This is a genomic window from Luteimonas flava (assembly GCF_036584485.1).
Classification (GTDB): domain Bacteria; phylum Pseudomonadota; class Gammaproteobacteria; order Xanthomonadales; family Xanthomonadaceae; genus Luteimonas; species Luteimonas flava.
Map to the genome: position 1 here is coordinate 608,480 of NZ_JAZHBM010000001.1, position 17,545 is coordinate 626,024.

Here is a 17,545-nt window from a genome sequence, read left to right on the forward strand (position 1 = left end):
CCGGGCGAATCCGTCGAACCTGGGGTTCTCATCAGATCCCCTCTCTCCGCCAGAAACGCAAAACGCCCCACGAGGGGGCGTTTGCGTTTCTGGCGGAGAGAGGGGGATTCGAACCCCCGAAGCGCGGTTTAGACGCTTACACACTTTCCAGGCGTGCTCCTTCAACCGCTCGGACACCTCTCCAGAACTGGCCCTTCGCGGAGCGCCTGGGCGCTGCGCTACGGCGTCGGGACGCCGCGGGCCGGCCATTCTATCCGTCGGCGCCTGTGGTCACAAGGAACTGTTGGGGGCGTGGCAGAATACGGGGATGTCCTATCTCGTCCTCGCCCGGAAGTGGCGTCCGAAGCGGTTCGCCGAGCTCGTCGGCCAGGAGCACGTGGTCCGTGCGCTGACCAATGCGCTGGAAACCGGTCGCGTGCATCATGCCTTCCTGTTCACCGGCACCCGTGGCGTCGGCAAGACCACGATCGCGCGCATCTTCGCCAAGAGCCTGAATTGCGAGACCGGCACCTCGTCCGATCCCTGCGGCGAGTGCGAGACCTGCCGCGCGATCGACGCGGGCCGCTACATCGATCTGCTCGAGATCGACGCCGCCAGCAACACCGGCGTCGACGACGTGCGCGAGCTGATCGACAACGCGCAGTACATGCCCTCGCGTGGCCGGGTGAAGGTCTACCTGATCGACGAAGTGCACATGCTGTCGAAATCGGCGTTCAACGCGCTGCTCAAGACGCTGGAAGAGCCGCCTGGGCACGTGAAGTTCCTGTTGGCGACGACCGATCCGCAGAAGCTGCCGGTCACCGTGCTGTCGCGCTGCCTGCAGTTCAACCTCAAGCGGCTCGACGAGCAGCAGATCCAGGGCCAGATGACGCGGATCCTCGAGGCCGAGGGCATCGCGGTCGAGGCCGGTGCGATCCGCCAGCTGTCGAAGGCCGCCGATGGCAGCCTGCGCGACGGGCTGTCCCTGCTCGACCAGGCCATCGCCTATACCGGCGCGGGCGGCGAGGGCGGCGCGCTCGGTGATGCGGCAGTAGCGACGATGCTCGGAAGCGTCGATCGCACGCGCGTCGGTGCGCTGCTGTCCGCGTTGGCCGATGGCGATGGCGCGGCGCTGCTCGCCGAGGTCGCGACACTGGCCGAATTCTCGCCCGACTGGGGTGGCGTCCTCGACGCGGTGTCCGAAGCCCTGCATCGCATCCAGGTGCGGCAGCTGGTGCCGGAAGTTTCAGTCGATAACGACGGCGTCGATGTCGATGCGATCGCAGCGGCGGTACGTCCGGAAGTCGTGCAGCTCTGGTACCAGATGGCGCTCAACGGACGCCGCGACGGCGGCCTTGCGCCGAGTCCGCGCGCCGGCTTCGAGATGACCGTGCTGCGCATGCTGGCGTTCCGGCCTGCCGAAGGTGGCGCTGCTGCGCCGGCCGCGGGCAGCGGCAACCGTGCGAGCGGTCCTGCCGCGGCGCGTGCTGCGTTGGCTGCGCAGGCGGCGCCCGAGTCCGCGCCTGCACCGCGGTCGCCGTCGCCGCCGCACGCCGCTCCCACGCCGACACCACCACGCGTGGTCGTGGAAACGCCACCTGCGCGTCCGGCACCCGAGCCTGTGCGCGCTGCACCGCCAGTTGAACAAGCGCCGGTTGCCGCGCCGCGGGCCGAAGCACCGCCGCCGGCCGTCACTGCGAAGCTGCGTACGCTCGATGCCTACCAGTGGCTCGATCTCGTCGCCGACCTGCCGCTGCGCGGGCCGGTGCGCGAACTCGCCGCGAGCGCTGCCTTCGTCTCGCTCGACGGCGCCGTGTTGCGGCTCGCGCTGCCCGAGGCGGACGAGCATCTGAAAGCGCCGATCATGGTCCATCAGCTCTGCGAGGCACTCGCCGGCCCGCTCGGCGGCGCGCCGCAGATCCGCTTCGAGACCGCCGCCGCCAGCGAAGCCGTGACGCTGCACGAACGCAACGCGCGCGAGCGCGATGCGCGGCAGTCGAACGCCGAGAACAGTTTCATGTCCGATCCGGACGTGCAGCGGCTCATGTCGCAGCAGGGCGCCAAATTGGTGCCTGATTCGATACGCCCTTTTGAAGAACGAGGATTTCAGTGATGCGTGGAAACATTGCCCAGTTGATGCAGCAGGCGCAGAAGATGCAGGAAAACATGCAGCGCGTGCAGCAGGAACTCGCCAGTCTCGAAGTCGAGGGAAGCGCCGGCGGCGGCATGGTCGCCATCACGCTGACCGGCAACAAGGAATGCCGCAAGGTGCGCATCGATCCCAGCGTGCTGTCGGATCCGGAGATGGCCGAAGACCTGATCGCCGCCGCGTTCAACGACGCGTCGAACAAGGTCGATGAGGAATCGAAGAGCCGCATGTCCGGTGCGACCGCCGGCATGCCGTTGCCGCCCGGCATGAAGCTGCCGTTCTGAGTGGCAGTGATTCGTGATCCAAGGCGACTGGCTGCGCGTGCTGCCAGCTTTCAGCCATTACGAATCACCTCTGACGAATCGGCAACCGCATGTCCTCCCTGCTCGAACAGTTGATCGATGCGTTGCGCGTGCTGCCCGGCGTCGGGCAGAAGTCCGCGCAGCGCATGGCCTACCACGTGCTCGAACGGGGGCGCGAAGGTGGCGCGCGGCTGGCGACGGCGCTGGCCGACGCGGTCGAGAAGATCGGCCACTGCCAGCGGTGTCGCGATTTCAGCGAAACGCCGGTTTGCCCGACCTGCAGCAGCGCGGCGCGTGACGCGCAGACGCTGTGCGTGGTCGAGACGCCGGCCGACCGGCTCGCGATCGAGCAGGCTACGGGCTTTCGCGGGTTCTATTTCGTGCTGCAGGGCCGGTTGAGTCCGCTCGACGGCATCGGCCCGCATGAGCTCGGGCTCGACCTGCTCGGTGCACGGCTGGCCGAAGGCGAGGTGCAGGAACTGATCATCGCGACCAACCCGACCGTCGAGGGCGAGGCGACGTCGCATTACCTGGCGCAGATCGCGCGCCAGCACGGTGTGCGCCCGAGCCGCCCCGCGCATGGGCTGCCGCTCGGCGGCGAACTGGAATACGTGGATCGCGGCACGCTGTCGCATGCCTTCGGCAGTCGCAGCGAAGTCGCCTGAGGATCGAAGTTCCGGCGTCGGATGACCGGTTATCCGCCCGTCGACGGCGGGCGTTCGCGGGGGCGTGGTGCCGTGAGCGGTGACGTATGCTTTTCGGAACCCTCGCTCGATTCCAGAAGCCCATGACGACCATCTTCCACAAGATCATCCAGCGCGAGATTCCGGCCGACATCGTCTTCGAGGACGAGCACGTCATCGCGTTTCGCGATATCGCGCCGCAGGCGCCGGTGCATGTGCTGTTCGTGCCGAAACAGGATTTCGCCACGCTCAACGACGTACCGGTCGACGCGCCCGAGATCATCGGAAGGCTTGCAGTTGCCGCCGCGCATTACGCCAAAGCGCAGGGATTCGCCGAAGACGGCTATCGCATCGTCATGAACTGCAACGCGCACGGTGGCCAGACGGTGTTCCAGATCCATCTGCATCTGCTGGCCGGCGCGCCGCTGGGGCGCTTCGGCACTGCAGCGTGATCCGCAAGCGCGCGCTTCTACAGAACGACGATCACCAGTAACCCCACCACGGCCATGGCGCCGGGCGCGTGATCACGTCGACGCGCTCGCGCTTCGGCCACAGATAGACCACGTCGGCCTCGACGCGCGGAAAGCGGTAGTCGTATTCGCCGACACGGCGCGAGTCGTAGCCGGCGATGCGGCCGGTGAAGGTGACCTCGCGGTTGACCTCGAACACCGCCGGATCGTAGAAGCCGGCGCGGCAGGCGATGAAACGCCCATTGGTGTCGTCGCTGGCCCAGTACGGACGGCCGGTGGCGGTCAGTCGCGTGGCGATCATTTCGAAGCAGGTCGCGTCGGTGCGCGGTTCCACCTGCACGATACGCCCGCCCCAGCGCACCATCGCCCCGGTGTGCTCGCCCTGCACGGCGGCGTGCGGGGTCAGGGCCTCGACGTAGCCGCCCTGCAGTGGTTTCGGTTGGGACGCGCATGCGCTGAGCAGCAGGGCGCCGGCGACAACGGACAGCAGGCGAAGGGCGGTCATCGAGCGGTCTCCCGGGCTGGACGGTGCGTGCGCAGTGCCCGCACCAGCGTCGCGTCGGACGCCGCCGGAGCGTAGCGGGCCGCGACGAAACGGTGGGTGAGGGCGACGAGCGCGGACTCGTGGGGGCGCGCGGCTCGGACGCGTTCGGCCCAGGCGATCGCGGGCTCGTGCCGTTCGCGTGCCAGACCGAGGCGCGCATAGCGGCGGCCCAGTCGATGCCAGGCGCGCAGCAGCGGATCGCGTTCGCGTTCGGTCCGCGCGACCAGCCACAGCATCCAGCCCAGCGCCAGCGCTGCGCACAGCGAGAACAGCGCGGCGAGGCCGCCGGTGTCGATGTTCTCGAACCCGATGCGCTGGAGCATGCGCTGCTGGCGCGCGGCGTCGAAACCGAGCACGAAATCGTTCCACGCGCGCCGTGCCCAGTCGCCGAGGTCTGCCATCGGCAACAGCGCATCACCGCCACCGCCACCGGCGCCGAGCCGGTCTTCCAGCGTGTCGTAGATACGCTCGGGCGCGACGGCGGCGGTCGGATCGACGCGCACCCAGCCGCGGCCTTCGAGCCAGACTTCGTTCCAGGCGTGGGCATCCATGCGCCGGACGATCCAGTAGTTGCCGAAGCGGTTGCGGGTGCCGCCGGTGTAGCCGGTGACGACGCGCGTCGGAATGCCGGCCTCGCGCATCAGCACGGCGAACGCGGAGCTGAAGTGTTCGCAGAAGCCGGCGCGATAGTCGAAGAGAAACTCGTCGACCGCGTGGCGGCCGGGCAGCGGCGTATCGAGCGTGTAGGCGAAATCGCTGCGGATCCAGGCGAGCGCACGGTCGACGAGCGCGCCGTCGTCGGTCGTTTCGGCGCGCCACTGCTGCGCCAGCGCCCGCGTGCGTGGATTGAAGTCAGCGGGCAACTGCAATGCGAGCCGGCGCAGCGAATCGGGCAGGTCCGCTTCGAAGCGGATCGGCGGCGCGGACCGCAGCTGCCAGCGGGTCACACGGTCGAGCCGGCGTTCGCTGGTCAACGTGTACTCGTGCGCGGCACGCATGCCGTCGGGAAATGCGAGCGGCATCTCCAGCGCGACCAGCAGATTGCGCTCGGTCGGTTCCAGCGCGATCTCGTAGTCCCAGGTCGGCGCGCCGTGTTCGACCGTTGCCGGCGGCAGGCTGCGCAGCCACTGCGACGCCGTCCAGGTGCGGCCGTCGTACTGCGTCAGCGTCGGGCCGCGCCAGTACATCTCGCGCGTCGAGGGTTCCGCGCCGCGGAAGGTCACGCGCATCGCAGGCGTGTCGTCGGCGATGAGATCGATCCAGTCGCCGGGCGACATTTCGTCCGACAGGCCGGGTCGCGCGGTCGAGAGGTCCGGGATGCCCCACAGCGGCGTCGCCAGACGCGGGAACAGCCAGAAGGCTGCGAGCGCCAACGGCAGGCCGATCGCGATCAGACGCGCGACGATGCCGATGCGCGTGGCATGGCGCACGCCGGCCGCGGGCAATCCCGATTCCTGTTCCGACAATCGCGCGAGTGCCGCCAGGACCAGCACCGCGCCGACGAGACCGAGCACAAGCGACAGCGGCCCCTGGTCGAGCAGGAAGGTCGCGAACGGCGCGAACAGGGCGAACCCGAGCAGGCTGCGGGCATCGCGTACGGTGCGCAGTTCGGACGGCTTGATCGCGAGCATGCCGGCGAGCAGGGCGCAGCCGGTGTCGCGGCCGAAATTCATCCCGCCCTGCGCGAGTACGAGGCCGAACACGGCCAGCGCCAGTACGGTGCGCAGCCAGCCCGGCGCCGCGCGCCGCGATGCCATGACCGCAGCGATCGCGCCTGCGCCGGCGATGACGAGCGGCAACGGCATCGGCAACTGCAGCAGCAGCGGCAGCAGACAGACGGCCGCCGCGATCAGCGACCAGCGCCGGCCGGCGGTATCGAGCGCGAGTGCGGTGCGTGCCATCAGTGGGCGTCCGGCAGCAACGCGAGCGCGCGCAGGCAGGCGTGGCGATGCGCGGCGCCGCGATCCGGGCCGATCACCGCCTGGCCGGGCAGCTGCAGTCGATAGCGCACGGCCTCGCGCTCGGCTTCGTCGACCCAGCGCGCCAGGCGTCGGATCTTCGACTCCGGGTCGAGCGCGCCGAGGCGCTGCCAGTCCAGCGTCAGGTCGTCGCCTTGCGGGCGCTCGAACTCACGCACGATCAGCGCATCGCGCCGCGCGGAGGCTTTCCACGCGATGGTTCGCGGCGCATCGCCAGAGCGCCAGTCGCGCAGATGATGCAGCTCCTCGCCGGACGGATTGAGCCGGGCCTGCGCTTCGTCGCCGCCACCCACCGGCAACGGCGGGCCGGATGCCTCCGGCGTGGGGTAGACGAGAAAGCGTGCCGCCGGCCAGACCCACGACCATGCACGCGCCAGACCCAGCGGGCGTGTGGTGCTGATGCGCAGCCGCGGCGCTGTCAGCCAGCCGCGCCGGACCGTCGGCAATGCCACGGTCGCTTCGCCGCCGGATGCGCCGAGCGACAGCAGCGCCGCGCTGTCGCCGATCGCCACACGCAGACCACGCCGCTCGCGGCCGGGCGCCGCTTCGACATGCACGTGCAGCGGCATCGGTGTGCCGGCCGCGACCGGTTCGCCGTGCACCGCACGGATCTCGAGTCCGCTGAGCTGCAACTGCGTCCACAACAGGCTGGCCAGCGCAGCGCCGACCAGCAGCAGACACAGCAGCAACGCCGGGTTGTTGTTGTAGTTGAGCGCACCGATCGCCATCGTCGCCAGCAGCGCGGTGACGAAGGCGCCGAAGCCCGTCGGCAGGATGTAGATGCGTTTGCGGTCGAGACGTGCCGGCAACACTTCCGGCCGGCGCGGACGCGCCCAGCTTTCGACGCGACGGCGCAGGCCGGCGAACGCAGGCATCAGTCGACCGGCACGGCCTGCAGGATCGACGCCGCCAGTCCGTCGCCGGCCGCATCGGCCTCGGCGACCAGGCGGTGGCTGGCGATCAGCGGGAACAGGATCTGCACGTCGTCGGGCAGCGCGTGATCGCGGCCCTGCAACAGGGCGAATGCACGGGCCGCGCGCAACAGTGCGAGACCGGCGCGCGGCGACAGGCCGACGCGCACGCCCGGATGCTGACGGCTGCGTGCCATCAGCGCCTGCACGTAATCGATCAGCGCGGGACTGGCGTGGATCGTCGTGACCGCCTGGCGCAAGGCGCGCAGATCGTCGGCGCCGAGTCGTGGCAGCGTCTCGGCGATCAGCGTGCGGCGGTCGCTGCCCGACAGCAGCGCACGTTCGGCATCGCGATCGGGATAACCGAGCGTGAGCCGCAGCAGGAAGCGGTCGAGCTGCGAATCGGGCAACGGATACGTGCCCGACAGATCCACCGGATTCTGCGTGGCGATGACGAAGAACGGATCGGGCAGGCGATGCGTGGTGCCGTCGACGGTGACCTGTTGTTCGGCCATCGCCTCGAGCAGCGCGCTCTGCGTACGCGGCGGCGCGCGGTTGATCTCGTCTGCCAGCAGCACGTTGGTGAACACCGGGCCGCCATGGAACTCGAAGCGACGCGCGCTGCCTTCGTACACCGAAACGCCGACGACGTCCGACGGCAACAGGTCGGAGGTGAACTGCACGCGCTGGAAATCCAGGCCCACCGTCGCGGCGATCGCATGCGCCAGTGTGGTCTTGCCGAGCCCGGGCAGATCCTCGATCAGGATGTGGCCATCGGCGAGCAGCGCGACGAAGCTCATCGTCACTGCCGTCTCCTTGCCGAGCACCAGCCGGTTCACCTGGGCCAGCGATGACGACAGGGCTTCACGCTGGGTGTCGGTTAGCATGGCGGGCGTCGTCGGGTCGGGCATGCATGTGCTCCTGCGGCGGTCCCCCCGAGTGTAGCGAGGTCGAGTTCAATGCGGCGGATGGAAATGCGCACGGTGTTCGTCGTGCTGTGGACGACGATCGTGCTGCTGAAACTGGCCATCGCCGCGCGGCTGCCGCTGTTCGTCGACGAGGCGTTCTACTGGCTCGAAGGCCAGCATCCCGCGTTCGCCTATTCCGATCTGCCCGGTCTGACCGCGTGGCTGATCCGCATCGGCACCGAAGTCTTCGGTGATGGTCTGCTCGCGGTTCGTCTGCCCTTCATCGCGATTTCCGCGCTGGTGCCGTGGCTGGTGGTGCGTCTGACCGCGCGCGAGTTCGATCCGCAGTCCGCGTGGCTGTCCGGCTGCGCGGCATTGCTGCTGCCGCTGCTCGGCTCGCTCGGCGTGATGGCGTTGCCCGACGCGATGCTCGCGCTGGCGACCATGCTGTGTCTGGATGCCGGCGTGCGTCTGCTGCGCGGCGTGACCCACGGCGGTGCGCTGCTGCTCGCGCTCGGCCTGTCGCTCGGCGCGCTGAGCCACTACCGCTTCATCGCGGTGATCGGTGTCGGGATCGTCGCGCTGCTCGCGATCGCCAAGGGCCGCGAAGCGCTGCGCGACCCGCGCGTATGGATCGCAATCGCGACCGGCGCGGCGGCATGGATTCCGCTGCTGGTGTGGAACGTCGACAACGCCGAAGCCGGACTGCGCTTCCAGATGGTCGATCGACATCCGTGGGCGCTGCATGCCGACGGCTGGCAGTTCATCGTGATCCAGGCGGTGATGGTGACGCCGCTGCTGTTCGCCGCATTGCTGGTCGCGGCCTGGCGTCTGCGCCGCGCGCCGGACGATGCGGCGCGCTTCCTCGCGATCTCCGGCGGGTTGATGGTGCTCGGCTTCTTCGCGCTCGGCTTCGTCGCCGACACCGAACGCGCGAGTTTCCATTGGCCGCTGCCGGGCTATCTCGCGCTGCTGCCGCTGGTGGGCTTCGTACTGATGACGTGGCCGCGCTGGCTGCGCATCGCCACGTGGGTGACGCTGGCGCTCGGCTTCGTCGGTGTGGTGGGGTACTACGCCGCGGTGTCCGCGCCCGAAGTGCGCGAGCGCAGCGCGGGTCTGAAGTGGTATCCATCGAACTTCGCAGGTTGGGACACGCTGGCCGATGCGGTGCGCGAAGAGCTCGCGGCCATGCCGGCCGACACGGTGCTCGTGGCCGACAACTTCAAGATCGGCGCCGAACTCGGCTTCGCGCTCGGCGATCCGCGCATCCGCGTGCTCGACCATCCGCTCAACCGCCACCACGGTCGCGCGCCGCAGCTGCAGCTGTGGCATCTGCAGCTCGACGATCGCGCCGAACTGACCGGACGCCCGGTGCTGCTCGTCACCGGCGCCAACGACGTGAAGTTCAGTGCACTGCTGCAGCGCTACCAGACGATCTGTGCGCGCATGGGCGCATTGCCGGTGTCGCGCGTCGTCAACGCGGACCGCGGCGCGCAGCGTTTCATCCTCTCGCGCTTCGATGCGGATGCGACGTCGGGCGAGGGCGGCTGCGTCACGCCTGCGCTCGCCCATGTCGATACACCGCTGGCGGGCGCGCGCGTCGATGCGCCGTTCGAAGTGCGCGGCTGGGTGGTCAAGGACGGCAGCGGCGTCGCCGCGGTCGCGATCACCCTCGACGGTGCGCCGGTTGCGCAGGCGCAGTACGGCGCGCCGAATCCCTGGATCGTCGAGCAGTTCCTGGCCGGCAGATCCCGCGATCCCGCGGGCGTCGACATCGGTTTCAGCGCGACGATCGATCCGGCGACGCTTGCGCCCGGTCGCCACTGGCTCGGACTCGAGATCACTGGCCGTGACGGCTCGGTCGAACGCTGGGCCGAACAGCCGATCCAGGTCGCGCCCGCGCGCTGAGGCGCGCAGCGTCAGGGCAGGGTGTAGCCCGCCGTACGCAGCAGGCGCGCGGTCGCGATCAGCGGCAGGCCGACCAGCGCGGTCGGATCCTCGCTGCGGATCGCCTCGAACAGCACGATGCCGAGCCCTTCGCATTTGAAGCTGCCGGCGCAGTCAAACGGTTGCTCGGCATCGACGTAACGCGCGATTTCGTCCGCCTGCAACATGCGGAACACGACTTCGGTGCGGTCCTGCGCCTGCAGTGTCGGCTGTCCCGCGCGCGCCAGCGCCAGCGCGGTGTGGAAGATCACGCTTCGGCCGGACATCGCCGTCAGCTGCGCGATCGCCGCGTCGCGGCCGCCGGGTTTGCCGAGCGGACGACCATCGAGCGCGGCAACCTGGTCGGAGCCGATGACCCACGCCCCCGGCATCCGCGCGGCAACCTCTTCGGCCTTGGCCTGTGCGAGCCGGATCGCGAGCGCATCAGGGGCTTCGCTGCGACCGGGCGTCTCGTCGACGTCCGGCCGCCCGCAGGTGAAAGGCAGTCGCAGGCGGTCCAGAAGCCCGCGGCGATAGACCGATGTCGAGCCGAGGATCAGCGGCGGGTTCATGCACTGCCACCGGCGCGGACCAGCGCCAGTTGGGCCAGTTGCCGGTCGATGCGGGCCTGCGCCTGTTCGATCGATTCGCGCATCGCCTCCAGCGCCGTGACATCCGCGCTCGCGCCATGCTGTTGCAGCCACAGGCGTTGCCGCAGCATCTCCTGCAGCGCGTCGCGCACGGGATCGCCGCCGTCCTGGCCGATCTGGGCACGCGCGATCCGCAGCCGCGCTTCGAAGGTGTCAGCAGCGTCCAGCACGCGCGCATACGCGCGGTGCCGGCGCCGGACGCGGTGGCGCCACGCCAGTACAATGGCGGCCGCAATCAGAGTGGCCAGCAGCAGGCTGGGGATCGGCTGCACGCAGGAAGTCCGGTGGTGCGGCGGGCCAGTCTGCGCGGCGGGCCGCGATGCCGGCAAATCCCGCTGCCGGCGGGTCCGCCGGCCACGGATGCCGGTTTGACAGCCCGGGATCGCATCTTTAACATTCGGCGGCTATGTCCGCGCAAATGCCCGAGTTGGTAGACGCTTGGCGCATGGTCGCAGGCAGCATGCGCCTCGACGGGCGCCTGCCCTTGGCGTCGTTGACGCGCCTGCGTGACCTTCTGGCCGATGTCGAAGGCGACGACGTGATCTGCTCGATCGAGTTCGGTCGCGATGCGCTGCAGCAGCCGTTCGCGCTGTTGCGCATCGAAGCCGGGTTGCCGCTGGTGTGCCAGCGGACGCTCAAGCGTTTCGTGTGGCCGCTCGAGATCGAGCAGCGGCTGGGTCTGATCCGCGACGAGGCGGACGAGGCCGGCCTGCTGCCTGATTACGAGGCGCTGCTGTTGGAAGGTGACGGTGCGTTGTCGCCGGTCGCGCTGGTCGAGGACGAACTGATTCTGGCAATACCCGCGATTCCGGTCGCACCCGGCTCCGAAGCGATCGATCGCGACTGGCCGGTGTCGCCCGAAGAAGAGACACGCGTCAACCCGTTTTCGGCGTTGGCGGGTTTGAAGAAAGATCGAAACAACTAGAACCTGTTGGAGCAATTCCCATGGCTGTGCAGAAATCCCGCGTCACCCCGTCCCGTCGTGGCATGCGTCGCGCGCACGACAAGCTGAGCGCCAAGCTGCTGTCGACCGACCAGACGACGGGTGAGACCCATATCCGTCATCACATCACCGCCGACGGTTACTACCGCGGCAAGCAGGTGATCCAGCCGAAGACGCGCGTCGTCGAGGAAGATTGATCCTCGCTGCCCGCCAGGTTCACGGCGGGCGCACGATGCACCGGGCGCAGCCACCGTCCCTGACGGGCGGCTGCGCCTGCCGTCGGCAGGGATGCCGCTCTTAAGATCACGCGCCTGACGCGAGGGCCGCTCCGCAGATGACCAGCGAACGCATCTATTCCCGCATTGCCGGCACCGGCAGTTACCTGCCCGAAAAAGTGCTGACCAACGACGACCTCGCGAAGTTCGTCGACACCAGCGACGAATGGATCGCCACGCGCACCGGCATCCGCGAGCGTCACGTCGCCGCCGAAGGCGAGACGACCAGCGATCTGGCCTTCCATGCCGCCACGCGTGCGATGGAAGCGGCCGGCGTGTCGGCGTCCGAGATCGATCTGATCATCGTCGGCACCACGACGCCGGACATCATTTTTCCGTCCACCGCCTGCCTGCTGCAGGCGCGGCTGGGTGCCAACGGCTGCGGCGCGTTCGACGTCAATGCGGCGTGTTCGGGCTTCCTCTACGCGTTCTCGATCGCCGACAAGTTCATCAAGTCGGGCGATGCGAAGACGGTGCTGGTCGTCGGCGCCGAGACGCTCACGCGCATGGTCGACTGGAACGAGCGCACCACCGCCGTGCTGTTCGGCGACGGCGCCGGCGCGGTCGTGCTCAAGGCCGACGCCGAGACCGGCATCCTCAGCACCCATCTGCACGCCGACGGCGCGAAGAAGGAGCTGCTGTGGAATCCGGTCGGCGTGTCGGCCGGCTTCCGCGACGACCAGCCCAATGCGGGCGTGCGCATCCAGATGGCCGGCAGCGACGTCTTCAAGTACGCGGTCAAGGCGCTGGATTCGGTGGTCGAGGAAACGCTCGAGGCGAACGGTCTCGATCGCCACGACATCGACTGGCTGATTCCGCACCAGGCCAACCTGCGCATCATCGAAGCCACGGCCAAGCGCCTGGACATGCCGATGGATCGCGTCGTGGTCACGGTCGACAAGCACGGCAACACTTCGTCCGGTTCGGTGCCGCTGGCACTCGACGAGGCCGTGCGTTCGGGTCGCGTGCAACGCGGCCAACTGCTGCTGCTCGAAGCCTTCGGCGGCGGCTTCACCTGGGGTTCGGCGCTGCTGCGCTATTGAGTCCCGCATGCGGGGCCGGTCGGTCCCGCAGGTGATTCCACTTCGCGGACTTCGCGTCCGCACGACACGGAGGCTCCCGCATGGGCGTCGAATCCATCGTCGTGGCCGGGCGCGATGCCTGGCTCAAGGCGTATGCCGACGGCGACAGCCGCAAGTTCGGCCTCGGCATCCTCGACGCGATCGCGCGCGGGCTCGACATCGACGCCTTGCGTCCGCCGCCGCATCCCGGTGGCGGCGAGGCCAAGCAGATCGAAGCGCGCCGCCTCGCCGAACTCGACGCGCAAGGCGTGCGTGTGCCGCGCGTGCTCGGCGAAGGCGCTTCCACGCTGCTGCTGAGCAATCTGGGCGATACCTTCGCCGCACAGCTGCGCGCTGCCGATGGCGATGCGACGCGTATCGATGCATTGACGACGGCGGTGATCGACGCGATCGCCGATGCGCATGCGCGCGGTGCCTACTTCGGGCAACCGCTGCCGCGCAACATCACGCTCGACGACAGTGGCCGTGTGGGCTTCATCGACTTCGAGGAAGACCCGCTGGAAGTGATGTCGCTGCCGCAGGCGCAGGCGCGCGACTGGCTGATGTTCGCGTTCGGCATGGCGAAGTACTACGACGGTCGCACCGACGTGCTCGCCGACATGCTGTCGCGGGTCATGCGGCGCGAACCGGAAGTCGCGGCGCATGCGGGCCGCGTGGGACGTCTGAAGGGCTTCGCGCAGCGCATCGCCTGGCTCGGACGCTCCGCACGCCACGTCGCGCATTCGATCCTCGTCGTGCGCGCGGCGACGCTGCTGCCGATGCTGCTCGTCGTGGCCGTGCTGTGGGACTGGCTCGAAGACGGCGAGATCGAACTGCTGCGGATGATGTTCTGAGCGACCGCCGCGCATCGCCCGCATACGCCCCGGTACAGACAATGTCGCGGCTTCGCACTTATCATCGCCCCCGGTTTTGAGGCTGGAAATACGCGTGACCGCATCGCAACTCGCATTCGTCTTCCCCGGGCAGGGCTCGCAGTCGCTGGGCATGCTCGGTGATCTCGCCGCGCGCCATCCGGTGATCGTCGAGGCATTCGCCGAAGCGTCGGAAGGCGCGGGCGTCGATCTGTGGGCGCTGTCGCAGCAGGGCCCCGAAGCCCAGCTCAACCAGACCGAGTTCACCCAGCCCGCGTTGCTGGCCGCCGGTGTCGCCGTGTGGCGCGCGTGGCAGCAGCACGAAGGCGCGGTGCCGGCCGCGCTGGCCGGCCACAGTCTCGGCGAATACACCGCGTTGGTCGCGGCCGGCGTGCTGTCGCTGTCCGATGCCGCGAAGCTGGTCCGTCTGCGGGGCCAGCTGATGCAGAGCGCGGCGCCTGCGGGCACCGGTGCGATGGCTGCGGTCATCGGCGCCGAAGACGCGCTGGTCGGCGAGGTCTGCCGGGATGCGTCGCAGGATGGCAGCGTCGCCGTGCCGGCCAACTTCAATTCGCCCGGCCAGATCGTCATCGGTGGACATGCGGCGGCGGTCGATCGCGCGATCGCACTGCTCGGCGAGCGCGGCGTGCGCAAGGTCGTGAAGCTGGCGGTCAGCGTGCCGTCGCACACGCCGCTGATGCGCGAGGCTGCGGATCGTCTCGCCGAATCGATGGATGCGGTCGCATGGCAGGCGCCGGCGCTGCCGGTGGTGCAGAACGTCGATGCGGCGGTGCACGAGCGCGTCGATGCGATCCGCGATGCGCTGGTGCGCCAGCTGTATCTGCCGGTGCAGTGGACGCGCTGCGTCGAAGCGCTGTCGGCGCGCGGCGTGACGCGCATCACCGAGTGCGGCCCGGGCAAGGTGCTGACCGGCCTGGTCAAGCGCATCGACAAGTCGATCGAGACCCGCGCGCTCGCCGCGCCGGACGATTTCGACGCCGCGCTGGCAGACTGGAAGGTCTGAACCCGGCGGAAGGACGCGGATCGGCGCACACTGCGGGCAGTGGCTGCGGCCGATGTCCGCGTGGTCCCATATCCGCCGCCATACACGCCTTATTGGAGTTCTCATGAGTGCACCTCTTTCCGGCGAGATCGTTCTCGTCACCGGCGCAAGCCGCGGCATCGGTGCCGCGATCGCCGACACGCTGGCCGCGCAGGGCGCGACCGTGATCGGCACCGCGACCAGCGACGCCGGCGCAGCGAAGATCGGCGAGCGCCTGTCCGGGCACGGCGGCCACGGCCGCGTGCTGGACGTCTCGCAGCCGGGCGCGATCGAAGCGCTGGTCGAGGCGATCACGTCCGAGTTCGGCGCGATTTCGATCCTCGTCAACAACGCCGGCATCACCCGCGACAACCTGTTGATGCGCATGAAGGACGAGGACTGGCAGGCCATCCTCGACACCAACCTGACCAGCGTTTACCGCAGCTCGAAGGCGGTGATGCGCGGCATGATGAAGGCGCGCAAGGGGCGCATCATCAACATCGCATCGGTGATCGGCGTGACCGGCAATGCGGGCCAGGCGAACTACGCTGCAGCCAAAGCGGGCATCATCGCCTTCAGCAAATCGCTGGCGAAGGAAATCGGCTCGCGCGGCGTCACCGTGAACGTGGTCGCGCCCGGCTTCATCGCTACCGACATGACCCGCGATCTGCCGGAAGACTCCAAGGCTGCGCTGACCGAACGCATCGCGCTCGGCCGTCTCGGCGAACCGGACGACATCGCGCAGGCCGTGGCCTTCCTCGCCGGTCCGTCGGCGGCCTACATCACCGGCGAAACCCTGCACGTCAACGGCGGCATGTACATGCCCTGAGACGGGCTGCGTCGACACGTCAATTCCGAGGGCAAGCCGTTGAATGGCAAGGGCTTTGATGGTGGTGCGCCCATCGCCCGGCTTTCCCTTACACTATCCACCGAAAATCGCCTCCCCGGAGCAGACTACCCATGAGCAACATCGAAGAGCGCGTCAAGAAGATTGTCATCGAGCAGCTGGGCGTCAAGGAAGAAGAAGTCAGCAACAGCGCTTCCTTCGTCGACGACCTCGGTGCCGATTCCCTCGACACCGTCGAGCTGGTGATGGCGCTGGAAGAAGAGTTCGAGTGCGAGATTCCGGACGAAGAAGCCGAGAAGATCACCTCGGTGCAGCAGGCGATCGACTACGTCAAAGCGCACGCCAAGGGCTGATGCCCGCGTCCGCGCCCACGGTTCGATCCGATGGGCGTGCGACGGGTCCGGCCGCGATGCGGCCGGACAGACAGGTTCCAGCACGAGGCCGCGTTGCGGCCTCGTGCGTATTGGCGGCGACCAACCGCGCCGCCACCGACTTCTCAGGAGTTGAACAATGGCCAAGCGCCGCGTCGTCATCACGGGCATCGGCATCCTCTCGCCGCTGGGCAACGACCTGGCTTCGAGCTGGGACGGCATCGTCAACGGCCGGTCGGGCATCGGCCCGATCACCCACTTCGACGCCACCAATTTCGCCACGCGCATCGCGGGCGAGGTGAAGGGCTTCGACGCGACCCAGTGGATCGCCCCGAAGGACGTCAAGAAGATGGATCCCTTCGTGCACTACGGTGTCGCCGGCGGCCTGATGGCGATCGCCGACGCGGGCATCGACGTGCGTGAATCCGATGCCGAGCGCATCGGCGTGGCGATCGGCGCGGGCATCGGCGGCCTCAAGGGCATCGAAGACACCGCGATCAAGTACGCCGAAGGCGGCCCGCGCAAGATCTCGCCGTTCTACGTGCCCAGCACGATCATCAACATGATCTCCGGCCAGGTTTCGATCATGACCGGCGCCAAGGGTCCGAACATCGCGGCCGTCACCGCATGCACCACCGGCACCCACAACATCGGTCTGGCGATGCGCATGATCCAGTACGGCGATGCGGACGTGATGATCGCCGGCGGCGCCGAGTTCGCGACCACGCCGACCTCGGTCGGCGGCTTCTGTTCGATGAAGGCGATGTCCACCCGCAACGACGATCCGACCGGCGCGTCGCGTCCGTGGGACATCGAGCGTGACGGCTTCGTCATGGGCGACGGCGCGGGCGTGCTGGTGCTCGAGGAATACGAGCGTGCGAAGGCGCGTGGCGCGCGCATCTACGCCGAGCTCGCGGGCTTCGGCATGAGCGGCGACGCGTTCCACATGACCTCGCCGAGCGAGAACGGCGAAGGCGGCGGCCGCTGCATGCGCGCCGCGATCGACGACGCCGGTATCGATCCGTCGCAGATCGGCTACATCAACGCGCACGGCACCTCGACGCCGGCCGGCGACGTCGCCGAAACGATGGGCATCAAGGGCGTGCTCGGCGCGCATGCGTCGAAGGTGATGGTCAGCTCGACCAAGTCGATGACCGGCCACCTGCTGGGCGCGGCCGGCGGTATCGAGGCGGTGTTCTCGGCGATGGCGCTGCACACCGGCATCATCCCGCCGACGATCAACCTGCACACGCCGGGCGAGGGCTGCGATCTCGACTACGTGCCGCTCACCGCGCGCGAGCACCAGGTCGAATACGTCATGTCGAACTCGTTCGGCTTTGGCGGCACCAACGGCACGCTGGTGTTCCGCAAAGTCTGACGGCGACGTTGGATCGGGAAGAAGAGAAAGGCCCGCGCAAGCGGGCCTTTTTTTGGTGGGTAGCGGTGAGTCGGACGAGTCTACTTTTCCATCGTTCCAGCGGCTTTCAGCAGACGAAATGCCTGGTCACGCTGAGACCCATTTCGATGTTGGCTTCTGCTGCACGCGCATCGCACTGAAGCGATCAGTCGGATCAGCGATCAGTTCTTCGCGAAGATCAAAATGGGCCCCAGCGTGCGCTGGGGCGACAGGGTG

19 protein-coding genes and 1 tRNA gene are annotated in these 17,545 nt (G+C 68.5%); 13 read left to right on the forward strand and 7 right to left on the reverse strand.

The genetic code is table 11. The annotated features are described in order from the left end of the window. Window positions 1-90: 90 nt before the first annotated feature. Window positions 91-183 (reverse strand) — tRNA-Ser (locus V3391_RS02870). Window positions 184-307: 124 nt separating this feature from the next. Here V3391_RS02870 and dnaX point away from each other — a divergent pair. The 4 genes from dnaX to V3391_RS02890 all read left to right on the forward strand — a co-directional run bounded on the left by dnaX (window position 308) and on the right by V3391_RS02890 (window position 3,565). Further along, on the forward strand, window positions 308-2,092 hold the full coding sequence (gene dnaX / locus V3391_RS02875; protein WP_332076897.1) for a DNA polymerase III subunit gamma/tau: 1,785 nt from the start codon (window positions 308-310) through the stop codon (window positions 2,090-2,092). Next, the gene (locus V3391_RS02880; protein ID WP_232135921.1) at window positions 2,092-2,412 is read left to right on the forward strand and encodes a YbaB/EbfC family nucleoid-associated protein; all 321 of its coding nucleotides are present in this window, start codon (window positions 2,092-2,094) and stop codon (window positions 2,410-2,412) included. Before dnaX ends, V3391_RS02880 begins: the two co-directional genes overlap by 1 nt. Window positions 2,413-2,501: 89 nt before the next feature. Further along, a complete protein-coding gene (gene recR, locus V3391_RS02885; protein WP_332076898.1) occupies window positions 2,502-3,095 on the forward strand; it encodes a recombination mediator RecR in 594 nt (197 codons plus the stop codon). Window positions 3,096-3,217: 122 nt separating this feature from the next. Further along, window positions 3,218-3,565, forward strand: coding sequence for a histidine triad nucleotide-binding protein (locus V3391_RS02890; RefSeq protein ID WP_332076899.1), 348 nt, complete (start codon window positions 3,218-3,220; stop codon window positions 3,563-3,565). A gap of 31 nt (window positions 3,566-3,596) precedes the next feature. Here V3391_RS02890 and V3391_RS02895 read toward each other — a convergent pair whose 3' ends face one another. Genes V3391_RS02895 through V3391_RS02910 form a run of 4 tightly spaced genes read right to left on the reverse strand, consistent with a single transcriptional unit; the run spans window position 3,597 to window position 7,928 of the window. After that, window positions 3,597-4,088: a Slp family lipoprotein gene (locus V3391_RS02895; RefSeq protein WP_332076900.1), complete on the reverse strand. Its 492-nt coding sequence runs from the start codon at window positions 4,086-4,088 to the stop codon at window positions 3,597-3,599. Further along, entirely contained in the window at window positions 4,085-6,028 is a 1,944-nt protein-coding gene (locus tag V3391_RS02900) for a transglutaminase TgpA family protein (protein WP_332076901.1), read from the reverse strand. The genes V3391_RS02895 and V3391_RS02900 overlap by 4 nt, the downstream gene beginning before the upstream one ends. Continuing rightward, window positions 6,028-6,981: a DUF58 domain-containing protein gene (locus V3391_RS02905; protein ID WP_332076902.1), complete on the reverse strand. Its 954-nt coding sequence runs from the start codon at window positions 6,979-6,981 to the stop codon at window positions 6,028-6,030. Before V3391_RS02905 ends, V3391_RS02900 begins: the two co-directional genes overlap by 1 nt. Next, window positions 6,981-7,928, reverse strand: coding sequence for an AAA family ATPase (locus tag V3391_RS02910; RefSeq protein ID WP_332076903.1), 948 nt, complete (start codon window positions 7,926-7,928; stop codon window positions 6,981-6,983). The genes V3391_RS02905 and V3391_RS02910 overlap by 1 nt, the downstream gene beginning before the upstream one ends. 48 nt (window positions 7,929-7,976) lie before the next feature. On the opposite strand from V3391_RS02910, the gene V3391_RS02915 reads away from it, so the two are divergent. Next, window positions 7,977-9,833 carry an ArnT family glycosyltransferase gene (locus V3391_RS02915; RefSeq protein ID WP_332076904.1) on the forward strand — a complete coding sequence of 619 codons (1,857 nt, stop codon included), beginning with the start codon at window positions 7,977-7,979 and terminating at the stop codon, window positions 9,831-9,833. A gap of 11 nt (window positions 9,834-9,844) precedes the next feature. Here the strand turns inward: V3391_RS02915 and V3391_RS02920 are convergent, their stop codons facing one another. Both V3391_RS02920 and V3391_RS02925 read right to left on the reverse strand, forming a co-directional pair. Next, window positions 9,845-10,423: a Maf family protein gene (locus V3391_RS02920; RefSeq protein WP_332076905.1), complete on the reverse strand. Its 579-nt coding sequence runs from the start codon at window positions 10,421-10,423 to the stop codon at window positions 9,845-9,847. Beyond that, a complete protein-coding gene (locus V3391_RS02925; protein ID WP_332076906.1) occupies window positions 10,420-10,773 on the reverse strand; it encodes a hypothetical protein in 354 nt (117 codons plus the stop codon). Before V3391_RS02925 ends, V3391_RS02920 begins: the two co-directional genes overlap by 4 nt. Window positions 10,774-10,907: 134 nt before the next feature. Here V3391_RS02925 and V3391_RS02930 point away from each other — a divergent pair, with 134 nt between their 5' ends. The 8 genes from V3391_RS02930 to fabF all read left to right on the forward strand — a co-directional run bounded on the left by V3391_RS02930 (window position 10,908) and on the right by fabF (window position 17,290). After that, the gene (locus V3391_RS02930; protein WP_332076907.1) at window positions 10,908-11,426 is read left to right on the forward strand and encodes a YceD family protein; all 519 of its coding nucleotides are present in this window, start codon (window positions 10,908-10,910) and stop codon (window positions 11,424-11,426) included. A gap of 20 nt (window positions 11,427-11,446) precedes the next feature. Then, window positions 11,447-11,641 (forward strand): 50S ribosomal protein L32, encoded by a 195-nt coding sequence (rpmF, locus tag V3391_RS02935; protein ID WP_159679179.1) that lies wholly within the window; start codon window positions 11,447-11,449, stop codon window positions 11,639-11,641. 137 nt (window positions 11,642-11,778) lie between these two features. Further along, complete coding sequence (locus V3391_RS02940; RefSeq protein WP_332076908.1) at window positions 11,779-12,762, forward strand: beta-ketoacyl-ACP synthase III; 984 nt, start codon at window positions 11,779-11,781, stop codon at window positions 12,760-12,762. A gap of 80 nt (window positions 12,763-12,842) precedes the next feature. Next, window positions 12,843-13,634 carry a BUD32 family EKC/KEOPS complex subunit gene (locus V3391_RS02945; protein ID WP_332076909.1) on the forward strand — a complete coding sequence of 264 codons (792 nt, stop codon included), beginning with the start codon at window positions 12,843-12,845 and terminating at the stop codon, window positions 13,632-13,634. 94 nt (window positions 13,635-13,728) lie between these two features. Further along, a complete protein-coding gene (gene fabD / locus V3391_RS02950) occupies window positions 13,729-14,676 on the forward strand; it encodes an ACP S-malonyltransferase (protein WP_332076910.1) in 948 nt (315 codons plus the stop codon). A gap of 103 nt (window positions 14,677-14,779) precedes the next feature. Beyond that, entirely contained in the window at window positions 14,780-15,523 is a 744-nt protein-coding gene (gene fabG / locus V3391_RS02955) for a 3-oxoacyl-ACP reductase FabG (RefSeq protein WP_332076911.1), read from the forward strand. Between the two features lie 131 nt (window positions 15,524-15,654). Further along, complete coding sequence (gene acpP / locus V3391_RS02960; protein WP_096297753.1) at window positions 15,655-15,894, forward strand: acyl carrier protein; 240 nt, start codon at window positions 15,655-15,657, stop codon at window positions 15,892-15,894. Window positions 15,895-16,051: 157 nt separating this feature from the next. Continuing rightward, window positions 16,052-17,290: a beta-ketoacyl-ACP synthase II gene (gene fabF / locus V3391_RS02965; RefSeq protein ID WP_332076912.1), complete on the forward strand. Its 1,239-nt coding sequence runs from the start codon at window positions 16,052-16,054 to the stop codon at window positions 17,288-17,290. Window positions 17,291-17,545: the final 255 nt, after the last annotated feature.

Coding starts and splice junctions, on each gene's coding strand:
- dnaX (WP_332076897.1), top strand. CDS start 308: ATGTCCTATCTCGTCCTCGCCCGGAAGTGGCGTCCGAAGCGGTTCGCC.
- V3391_RS02920 (WP_332076905.1), bottom strand. CDS start 10,423: ATGAACCCGCCGCTGATCCTCGGCTCGACATCGGTCTATCGCCGCGGG.
- V3391_RS02930 (WP_332076907.1), top strand. CDS start 10,908: ATGTCCGCGCAAATGCCCGAGTTGGTAGACGCTTGGCGCATGGTCGCA.
- V3391_RS02880 (WP_232135921.1), top strand. CDS start 2,092: ATGCGTGGAAACATTGCCCAGTTGATGCAGCAGGCGCAGAAGATGCAG.
- V3391_RS02890 (WP_332076899.1), top strand. CDS start 3,218: ATGACGACCATCTTCCACAAGATCATCCAGCGCGAGATTCCGGCCGAC.
- V3391_RS02895 (WP_332076900.1), bottom strand. CDS start 4,088: ATGACCGCCCTTCGCCTGCTGTCCGTTGTCGCCGGCGCCCTGCTGCTC.
- V3391_RS02905 (WP_332076902.1), bottom strand. CDS start 6,981: ATGCCTGCGTTCGCCGGCCTGCGCCGTCGCGTCGAAAGCTGGGCGCGT.
- recR (WP_332076898.1), top strand. CDS start 2,502: ATGTCCTCCCTGCTCGAACAGTTGATCGATGCGTTGCGCGTGCTGCCC.
- V3391_RS02945 (WP_332076909.1), top strand. CDS start 12,843: ATGGGCGTCGAATCCATCGTCGTGGCCGGGCGCGATGCCTGGCTCAAG.
- V3391_RS02915 (WP_332076904.1), top strand. CDS start 7,977: ATGCGGCGGATGGAAATGCGCACGGTGTTCGTCGTGCTGTGGACGACG.
- V3391_RS02900 (WP_332076901.1), bottom strand. CDS start 6,028: ATGGCACGCACCGCACTCGCGCTCGATACCGCCGGCCGGCGCTGGTCG.
- fabG (WP_332076911.1), top strand. CDS start 14,780: ATGAGTGCACCTCTTTCCGGCGAGATCGTTCTCGTCACCGGCGCAAGC.
- acpP (WP_096297753.1), top strand. CDS start 15,655: ATGAGCAACATCGAAGAGCGCGTCAAGAAGATTGTCATCGAGCAGCTG.
- V3391_RS02910 (WP_332076903.1), bottom strand. CDS start 7,928: ATGCCCGACCCGACGACGCCCGCCATGCTAACCGACACCCAGCGTGAA.
- fabF (WP_332076912.1), top strand. CDS start 16,052: ATGGCCAAGCGCCGCGTCGTCATCACGGGCATCGGCATCCTCTCGCCG.
- V3391_RS02940 (WP_332076908.1), top strand. CDS start 11,779: ATGACCAGCGAACGCATCTATTCCCGCATTGCCGGCACCGGCAGTTAC.
- rpmF (WP_159679179.1), top strand. CDS start 11,447: ATGGCTGTGCAGAAATCCCGCGTCACCCCGTCCCGTCGTGGCATGCGT.